8 protein-coding genes are annotated in these 8,056 nt (G+C 52.3%); all 8 read left to right on the top strand.

From position 1 onward, the window contains the following. A partial coding sequence (locus ACOJWD_RS02340; RefSeq protein ID WP_486991617.1) for a type II toxin-antitoxin system PemK/MazF family toxin occupies positions 1 to 303 on the top strand: 303 nt, incomplete at its 5' end. A gap of 100 nt (positions 304 to 403) precedes the next feature. Beyond that, positions 404 to 1,153 (top strand): gamma-glutamyl-gamma-aminobutyrate hydrolase family protein, encoded by a 750-nt coding sequence (locus ACOJWD_RS02335; RefSeq protein WP_486991616.1) that lies wholly within the window; start codon positions 404 to 406, stop codon positions 1,151 to 1,153. Continuing rightward, entirely contained in the window at positions 1,134 to 2,150 is a 1,017-nt protein-coding gene (locus tag ACOJWD_RS02330) for an asparaginase (protein WP_486991615.1), read from the top strand. Before ACOJWD_RS02335 ends, ACOJWD_RS02330 begins: the two co-directional genes overlap by 20 nt. Further along, on the top strand, positions 2,150 to 3,295 hold the full coding sequence (locus tag ACOJWD_RS02325) for an amidohydrolase (RefSeq protein ID WP_486991614.1): 1,146 nt from the start codon (positions 2,150 to 2,152) through the stop codon (positions 3,293 to 3,295). Before ACOJWD_RS02330 ends, ACOJWD_RS02325 begins: the two co-directional genes overlap by 1 nt. A gap of 194 nt (positions 3,296 to 3,489) precedes the next feature. Further along, the gene (locus ACOJWD_RS02320) at positions 3,490 to 3,927 is read left to right on the top strand and encodes a hypothetical protein (RefSeq protein WP_486991613.1); all 438 of its coding nucleotides are present in this window, start codon (positions 3,490 to 3,492) and stop codon (positions 3,925 to 3,927) included. Between the two features lie 118 nt (positions 3,928 to 4,045). Next, positions 4,046 to 4,861 (top strand): HipA family kinase, encoded by an 816-nt coding sequence (locus ACOJWD_RS02315; RefSeq protein ID WP_486991612.1) that lies wholly within the window; start codon positions 4,046 to 4,048, stop codon positions 4,859 to 4,861. Positions 4,862 to 5,205: 344 nt separating this feature from the next. Then, complete coding sequence (locus ACOJWD_RS02310; RefSeq protein WP_486991611.1) at positions 5,206 to 6,042, top strand: hypothetical protein; 837 nt, start codon at positions 5,206 to 5,208, stop codon at positions 6,040 to 6,042. 114 nt (positions 6,043 to 6,156) lie between these two features. Then, the gene (locus ACOJWD_RS02305; protein WP_486991610.1) at positions 6,157 to 8,022 is read left to right on the top strand and encodes an AMP-dependent synthetase/ligase; all 1,866 of its coding nucleotides are present in this window, start codon (positions 6,157 to 6,159) and stop codon (positions 8,020 to 8,022) included. Positions 8,023 to 8,056 lie beyond the last annotated feature (34 nt).

Below are 8,056 nucleotides of genomic sequence, written 5' to 3'. Positions count from 1 at the left end.
GTGGGATCCGAACAGGGCGGGGTGCGCCCAGTGTTAATTTTACAAAACGATATTGGCAATCGGTATAGTCCAACCACGATTGTATGTGCTGTGACTTCGCAAGTACTGAAAGCGCGACTTCCCATTCATGTGGAGGTACGCGGCGGGGACTCAGGGTTGGACCGAGATTCTGTGATTCTGCTCGAGCAAATTCGTACCATCGACAAGCGGCGATTGCGCGAACGGATTGCTCATCTTAATGTCGAAACCATGGGACGGGTCAACCAGGCCATTATTATTAGCTTGGGATTGACAGAATTATAGTCAGGCGATACAGAGGCCTGACTTTTTGCTATGGTAAAGAGGAAGTGTGAGAAGCGGTCAGACGGAATGATATTGAGTGAAGGATAAGGAGACAAATCCTATGAGACCTTTCATTGGAATTTCAATGTCTCGCGATAATACCTTTAAAGGGTATAGCCGCGATTGGGTGAGAAGCACTTATGTAGAGGCCATTATTGATGCTGGCGGTATTCCGGTGTTGCTGGCGAACTCGGATTCTAGCCTCAAGGTGTTGCACGAATGTCATGGTCTGCTCCTCACAGGAGGAGGGGATATCGATCCAGCTCTTTTTGGTTCCGACGATGACGGTACGGATTGGGGCGGTGTATCTGCAGATCGCGACCAGAGCGAATTAGCTTTTATTAACGAAGCGAATCGATTAGATATGCCAATATTTGGGATTTGTCGAGGGCTTCAAGTGTTGACAGTCGGGTTTGGGGGCAGTTTGATTCAAGATATTCCTCGTGCAAGGCAAGACAGTCAAATTCATCATAGTCAAAGTGAGCCGCGTGAAGACGTGACGCACGTGGTGAGGATTCACTCGGGTTCAAAACTCGAAAGAATGGTACAATCGAAAGAATGTTCGGTCAATTCATTTCATCATCAAGCGATTAACCGCGTGCCGCAAGGTTGGCAAGTGTCGGCCGAAGCTCCTGACGGTATTATTGAGGCGATGGAATACCCGGGTGACCGGTTTCTTATAGGCGTTCAGTGGCATCCTGAGGATTTATGGAAATCCGAAGCTTCGTCCAAAGCGCTGTTTGCCCATTTCGTCCAGAGCGCGGAGCAATATCAGCTTCAAGGGAGGAACTATGTCGAAAATAGCCATTGAACTTTTGCGTCATGACCGGGTCGAAAGTCGGGTCAGTGCCGATGTTGCCGTAGTGGATAGCCTTGGAAATATTCGATATTGGTATGGGGATCCGGAGCGCGCGACATTTTGGCGTTCAAGTGCCAAGCCGTTTCAAGCGATGCCAATTATTGAGTCGGGCGCAGCGGATACCTTTAGTTTCGGCCCGCGCGAAGTGGCGATTACCTGTGCGTCTCATGGTGGGGAAGCGATGCATTTGGAACTGGTTCAAGATCTGTTGAACCGTATCGACGCCTCTCCTAACGATCTAAATTGTGGAATCCATCCACCCAGTCACCGCGATTCAGCACTGGCACTGGTGGCGCGTGGTGAAGAACCGAATGTGCTGCATAATAACTGTTCCGGGAAACACACCGGAATGCTGACCCTGGCACGAGCCCTTAATGCGCCTTTAGCGCATTATGAAGATCCGGCGCATCCGGTGCAAAAGGCGATTCGCCGCAACGTGGCGTACATGGCCGACGTGAACGAGACCGACCTGTATACGGGAACAGATGGCTGTGGGGTGCCGACATTCTATCTGCCGTTAACCAGGATGGCCTATAGTTATGCGCGGTTGGTGGATCCGCGAGGCTTGGAGCCCGTCAAGGCGGCATCTTCGCTGATTATTAGTGAGGCCATGCGTACGCACCCAGAACTGATTTCGGGTACAGGCCGACTAGAAGTGACGCTTGCCGAGGCAACGGATCATCGTCTGGTGGCCAAAGGAGGAGCCGAAGCGGTGTTTTGTTTGGGGATTCCTGATCGCGGACTCGGGCTCGCTGTGAAGGTTGATGACGGTAACAGCCGCGTTATTCCGACGTTGGTGGCGTCGACATTGGAACAGATGGGAATTCTTAACCTGGCCGAACGGCGGGCATTGGAACCCTTATTGAATCCAGAAATTCGCAATCACGCAGGCACCTTGGTAGGCAACATTCGTGTCGCGATGAATCTTCAGAGCGGGAGACTGGCGTAATGTGGGCGCTGATCAATGCCCGTCTCTGGGACGGACAAACAACCGATATCGAATGTGGTGGACTTCTGGTTGATGATAACGGGGTCATTGCTGCCTTGGATGCGCACTATACGCCATCTGCCGGAATCCCGACCATCGATGCTAAAGGTGCGTGGTGCCTACCGGGAATGATTGACGCTCATAGCCATGTGGGTCTTTCTACGAGTGGCGAGACATTAGGTAGTCAAGACGTCAATGAAACATCTGATCCCGTGACAGCCGATGTGCGGGCTCTTGATGGAATTAATCCTCGCGATCCAGCCATTGCTGAAGCCTTAAGAGGTGGGGTGACCGCGGCTTTTATCACGATGGGATCAGCTAACGTGATAAGTGGCATTGGTAGTGTTATTCATCTCTTTGGCAATACGGTAGATCAGATGGTGATGGTGGCGGCCGCGGGGATGAAAGTGGCGATGGGGGAAAACCCTATTCGCGTCCACGGGAGCCAACATCGACGGCCGGGATCGCGCCCAGCGGTGGCCGCGGTATTGCGTGAATGGCTCGAGAGGGCGCGGCGCTATGCGGAGGAAACACCCAGCAAACTGTCGGACTATAACCCCCGGCTGGAGGCGTTGGGCATGGTGATTCGCCGGGACATTCCCTTGCGGATTCATTCTCATCGCGCGGACGATATTTTAACTGCGCTGAGGACCATTGCGCCGTTTAATGTGCGGGCGGTGATTGACCATGGCACGGAAGCGGACTTAATTATTGATGAGTTAAAAAATTATGGGGTTCCCATTGTGACGGGGCCGTCATTTTCAGCGCGGACAAAGGCGGAATTGCGCCATAAGGGATTTTGGACTCCGGCACGATTGGCCGAGGCCGGAATGACAGTGGCTATTGCCTCTGACCATCCGGTAGTGCCCTCGGAATATTTAGCACTGTATGCGGGCGTCGCCACTCGTTATGGGATGGATCTTAACACGGCGCTAAAGGCCGTAACGAGGTTCCCGGCGGAGATTGTGGGCATTTCTGATCGCGTGGGGTCATTAAAAGTGGGCTATGAGGCCGATTTGGTGTTGTGGTCGGATAATCCTCTATTGATGGTCGGAGCAACAACTCATCACGTTTGGATTAAAGGCGACACCGTTCACCAAGCTTAATCAATCGCAAGTCAAACCCCAAGAAGACGGATGCTATGGCGTCGGTCTTCTTGGGGTTTCACAGAGATGGCACGCAGTTCTTTGTTGAAACGTGTCCTCATGTCAAACAAAATTCGGCCAGCTTACTATCATCTGGTAACCCATGCAAATAGCGCCACATACCCTATAAAAGATTCGAAAGGAGGAACTAGACTATGGGCAGTTCAGGGTATGAGGAGTGGCTTCCGTTGCTCATGGCGGGGAATAACAACCAAGATATGTTGCCGCTATTAATGATGATGATGATGGACCGTGGTCGATCCAATGAGTGCACTACCACAACGACCACCGACGACACATCGAGTGACGATTCCATTCCGACAACATTTGATGCCTACCTAACCAGCCTTGTGGGTTGTGAAGTGCAGGTAAGCGTCGCGGACGCGGTCGATAACGGAACCATTTTAAATGGGCGTCTCACCGATGTGGCTACCGATTTCATCATTGTGAAAAACATGTGGGCATCCGGTGTCGAGGTTGGCTGTCGGTCTTTTGTGGCTATTCCCATTTCCAACATTGTCGGAATTAATCGCCTGCCGCAACGGGACTTTTTCCTACCGTTCTTGGAAATGTACCGCAACGGCCAAAGGTAATCACACGTGGGGGATTATGCCCGGGCATTGCTGACTATTCCTTCGGAATAGAGAGCGATGCTCGGGTGTTTTTAACCAGAGACCTCATCGAGACCCCATCAAGGAGAGTTGACGACGAATGGATCGACCATGGGAAGGCCAGACATTGGTGCGCATAGTCCAATTTCGTGGTGGAGGCGGGCGAGGGGGGACGCGTCCGCTATTAGCCCAGTCGGACACGGGAGAAGTTTTGCACATTAAGGTGCAAGCCAATCCTCAATCCACCATGAGCCTCGTAAACGACTGGATTGGTACCAGTCTAGGACAGGCACTGAACGTGCCATGTCCGGAAGTGCGTCTAGTCGAGGTGAATCTCCGTGATTTAAAGGCACTGCCAGTTTTGCGAGGGAGACGTTGGCGGCCTGGTACACAGTTTGGCACGGTGTTTGTTCCAGAGTGCCATTCTCTTCCTCACGCCTGGAGCCTAGAGGATATGCCACAAATCTACATGGAAATCCCCCTTATTGCATTGTTTGAGATATGGTTGGACAACACCGACCTGAAGCTGTCTCATATCCTTCGCTATCAGAGCGAAGGACAATGGCAGCTTTTGGTGACAGACCATGGGTTTATCTTTCCCGGTGGCCCGCGGTGGACGCCTGATGGGCTGAAACGCTACGAGAAGGATTTGCGTCAACCGCCGGTATTGGACCTATTAGGAGCTGTTGCTCCTCAGTCATTCGGTCCGGCGTTGACCGTACTTCAAACGATCACTCGCGCTGATTTGAATAGTCTCATGGCGTCTTTACCCCGAGATTGGTCACTCTCTAAGACGCGACGCGAGAGTGTAGTCGCCTTTCTTATGAGACGACTGGACCTCATGCCGCGGCTGGCAGAACAGCTCTCCCAGCGCTGGCGGAAGATACGAGAAGCCGAGCCAAGACGGGGTGCCTAGGGGGATCATAAGAAGTTGGCCGTCACCGATTGCGACAATCGACCATAGGATATGGTGGGTCTTGGGATCCATTAAATGCCAAGGAGGGATACCCGATGTCTCGGTCATCAAATCGATGTTGTGAAGAGCGGCAGTCTTTCGACCCGTGGATGTTGTTTATGATGCAATGTCTGTGCCGGCCACGTTGTGAGCGACGGTGCCGTCATCACCACGGCTGTAGTTCAAGTTCCTAGACACGATTGTTAGGAGAGGTCTGCTGTTGGAGATTATCTTCCAGCAGTAGGCCTGATTTTTGTCACCAAGCGAAGCGGTCGGCATACCGTGTCAGGGGAGGTGCAAATGGGATGCGTATGGATATGGAACACGGAATTCCGCTGGACAATAGAAGTGGACTGGGGAGTGGAGCGACCTTGAAGGCCCGCTGGAACGACAATGTTTTGGATGAGACGGCGTCATCGTCACCCAGAGTGTCTGAGCTGTCTCGTTCTCGGCAAGAAACCGAAAATCAAGAAGTGCCCGCTCACGCGACGACAGCCGGTAGCAATTCAGCTCAAGCCGCAGAACTGCCGGCAAGAAAGGCACCTGAGACAGAGTCGCAGACTGAGGGGCGTGATGTGGTGCATGGACAGTCACGGGAAGAATCTGCGGCACAAATCCTAGATACAACTACCACCACCGTGCAGCCATCCACGGCTGAGCCTAAGTCCGTGTCTCAAGAGAAATTGGCGGTCCAGCCAAAGAATTTCAAGAGGACACCAGAGTCTCCTAAAACCCCCTTTCCTAGTCAAAAAACCTCGGATGCGGGGAGGACGCCGCCGGCGGCTGCAAAAATGGAGATGACCAATCGAAAGCACCAAAATCCGCGGGACCTCATGGCCGAATACCTCGCTCAGGCTAATCGGCTAGCACAGTCGAATAATCGCCAAGGAGCCTCCGCGCCATCCCCAGACGGGCGCCCATCTTCTTTGATTGCGGATTTGCAGCAGTTGACGCAGAAACTGGCAGCGATTGCGACTGCCTTGGAGACATTGGACCGGGTCTTGCATGAATCGCTCGATGCGATTCAGCAGAGTCAAACATTAACCAAAGAGGCACCGCCGAATGCGTTAGATCCCAGTATTCTGACAGGGAATAGTCGTCAAGAAATCTTGGAGATGATTGCCCAGCGATTAAGGAATTAGATAAGAAATCACATTAGCGCTTGTGAGGACAAATTCTGAGGAGTATGATAAAAATAAAAAGTTTCCAAAAGCAAGTTTTTCGCTGGGAAATTATGTCCTTCTGGGGGCAATGTGGTGGTCGACAACTTAGTACAGCTTCTGTCTAATACGGTGGCATTATATCCGAATATCACCGCCCAATCCTATTGGGACGGAACGGTATGGCGTGAACGTACCTATCGAGAATTATGGGATGCTATTATGGCATTGGCTCGCGGATTGCAATCGCAGGGCATAAAATCAGGCGATCGCGTGGGGATATTATCTCATACCCGTCCGGAATGGGTCATCGCAGATTTTGCGGTGTTGGCCATAGGAGCCATCACCGTTCCGATCTATCCTTCGGTGCCCCCAGACCAGGTGAGCTACATTGTAGAAGATGCAGCAATGGACTGGATTTTTGTTGAAAACCGCCAATTAGGCTCGAAAGTTCCTTTTGGGACAAAAGTCATTTTCTTTGACAAGGCCGAGACCGGAAGTCTTCAGTGGGACGAGATTGGCCAACCGGGCGATCCTCCATTACCCCTCCCATGGGAACGAGAGACGGTAGCTACTCTGGTCTATACCTCAGGTACTACGGGAATACCGAAGGGCGTCATTCTGACCCATGGTAATATTCTTTCCAATATTGAGGCCATTGCGGATTTGGGACGAGCCAATCCATCTATGGCGATAGGGCCTCAAGATGTGGTGCTGTCGTTTTTGCCGCTCTCCCATATTCTGGAGCGGATGGTGCACGCCTATTTTCTCAGTCAAGGGGCGGTATTAGCGTATGCGGAATCCGCTGACCGCCTACCGCAAAACCTTAAGGCCGTGCGGCCAACGCTGATGGTCGCGGTTCCACGGGTATTTGAGAAAATCTACGGGCAAGTATTGGACGAAGTGCGCGCTTCGTCACGCGTTAAACAGTTCGTCTTTCGGTTGGCCGTCGGCAATGGATTCAAGTGGTATGATGCGTTGGTGACGGGACGATCGTTGCCACCATATCAAAAATTCCTGCGTCAAGTCTACCAACGAATGGTGTTTTCCCAGATTCGATCGGCGGTCGGCGGGCGATTGCGTTTAGTGGTGTCTGGGGGAGCGCCCTTGAACCCTGCTATCGGAAGGTTCTTCTTTGTGGCCGGAATCCCTATTTTGGAGGGATATGGGTTAACGGAAACGTCGCCGGTGGTGGCGCTTAATTTGCTTCCCTTACCGCGTTACGGAACCGCAGGACAGCCATTGCCGAATGTTGAGGTCCGTATTGCTGAGGACGGCGAAATTCTGACGCGAGGTCCTAACGTCTCTCAAGGCTATTGGAATCGTCCAGACGACACTCAGGAGGCATTTCAAGAAGGCTGGTTCCATACAGGGGACATGGGAAATATGACGCTGGATGGGTACTTGCGCATTACAGATCGCAAGAAATATCTTCTAGTGTTGTCAACTGGCAAAAATGTGGCGCCAGCGGCGGTCGAGCAACGCCTGGTTTTGAGCCCTATGATCGACCAAGCAGTGGTGTTGGGCAATCGGCGTAAGTTCGTGTCAGCTCTTCTCTACTTGGAGCCCAATCAGGTGCGCAGATGGGCTGAGCAGGAGAAGCTGGCGACCTTTGACTGGGATGTGCTATTGAAAAGCCCGCTACTCATGCGCTACATGGAAAACGAAGTGACCCGCGTTGTCCAAGACCTCGCGGCGTTTGAACGGCCGAAAAAAATTCGCTTTTTACCGCTACCGCTGACGGAGGCAACAGGGGAATTGACCCCTTCACTCAAGGTGCGTATGCCTATCGTTGAGACAAAATATCATGATCTTATTGAGAGCATGTACGATGATGAGGAACCGGGGGACGAGCCCTCTGCTGATTCGTCTCGCGAGGGAACCGCGTGGATGCCTCGTGTGTTGTTGGGTCTAGTACTGGGCGTGGTGATTGTCATTCTCTGGCGGTTCCTGGTTCACTAACTTTCGAAGAGTGGATCGTCAGAGGAGGGCATGG

Source organism: Sulfobacillus sp. TH-112 (genome assembly GCF_057473405.1).
This window is presented reverse-complemented; position numbering and strand designations above follow the sequence as displayed.

What these genes read in the sequence shown, in the direction of transcription:
- ACOJWD_RS02335 (WP_486991616.1), top strand. Translation starts at nt 404, where the DNA reads ATGAGACCTTTCATTGGAATTTCAATGTCTCGCGATAATACCTTTAAA.
- ACOJWD_RS02330 (WP_486991615.1), top strand. Translation starts at nt 1,134, where the DNA reads ATGTCGAAAATAGCCATTGAACTTTTGCGTCATGACCGGGTCGAAAGT.
- ACOJWD_RS02325 (WP_486991614.1), top strand. Translation starts at nt 2,150, where the DNA reads ATGTGGGCGCTGATCAATGCCCGTCTCTGGGACGGACAAACAACCGAT.
- ACOJWD_RS02320 (WP_486991613.1), top strand. Translation starts at nt 3,490, where the DNA reads ATGGGCAGTTCAGGGTATGAGGAGTGGCTTCCGTTGCTCATGGCGGGG.
- ACOJWD_RS02315 (WP_486991612.1), top strand. Translation starts at nt 4,046, where the DNA reads ATGGATCGACCATGGGAAGGCCAGACATTGGTGCGCATAGTCCAATTT.
- ACOJWD_RS02310 (WP_486991611.1), top strand. Translation starts at nt 5,206, where the DNA reads ATGCGTATGGATATGGAACACGGAATTCCGCTGGACAATAGAAGTGGA.